General features: G+C 56.6%; 1 protein-coding gene. It reads right to left on the bottom strand.

All coding sequences use genetic code 11. The annotated features are described in order from the left end of the window. On the bottom strand, positions 1 to 534 hold a 534-nt coding region (locus BP822_RS01470; RefSeq protein WP_286877562.1), incomplete at both ends, for an NAD(P)H-dependent oxidoreductase.

Raw genomic sequence — 534 nt, 5'->3', positions numbered from 1 at the left:
TGCATCCTCCAGCCAGGCAGTTCTCTTAACCGGCGTGCTGGTCGCAATCACGCAATAGGTCTTCCGATAGAACTCCTCCACTCCGCAGAGCCCGAAGATGCAGTCCTTCCACAGCCTCTGCAGTGGATCGCCAAAAGCCTCGCGCTCCCGGTCAGGGAAGGTGTTGGAGGTGTTGAACACCAGCGCCTTTTTGGCTTTCAAGAGGCCCCTTGGCACTCCTTCGCCGCTGTCCCCTTCCAAAAATTCGTAAGCTACCCCCGGCCGGATCACCCTGTCCACCCATCCCTTGAGGATGGCGGGAGGCATGCCCCACCAGTTGGGGTGGACGATTATGATCCCGTCTGCAGAGGCGATCTCATCGCAATGCTTCATAAGATTTGAATCTATATCTGCGCCTTTGGGAATCTCCCCATAAGGTAGCACAGGATCGAATCGTTCCCGGTAGAGGTCGTGAAAGCTGACGCTGTGGCCGTTACCCTCAAGGGCGTTGATGGCTGCAATAGCTATGGCATGGTTGAAGCTTCCCTGGTTGGG

It is taken from the genome of Methanosaeta sp. UBA458, assembly GCF_002496085.1.
Lineage (GTDB): Archaea > Halobacteriota > Methanosarcinia > Methanotrichales > Methanotrichaceae > Methanothrix > Methanothrix soehngenii.
This window is presented reverse-complemented; position numbering and strand designations above follow the sequence as displayed.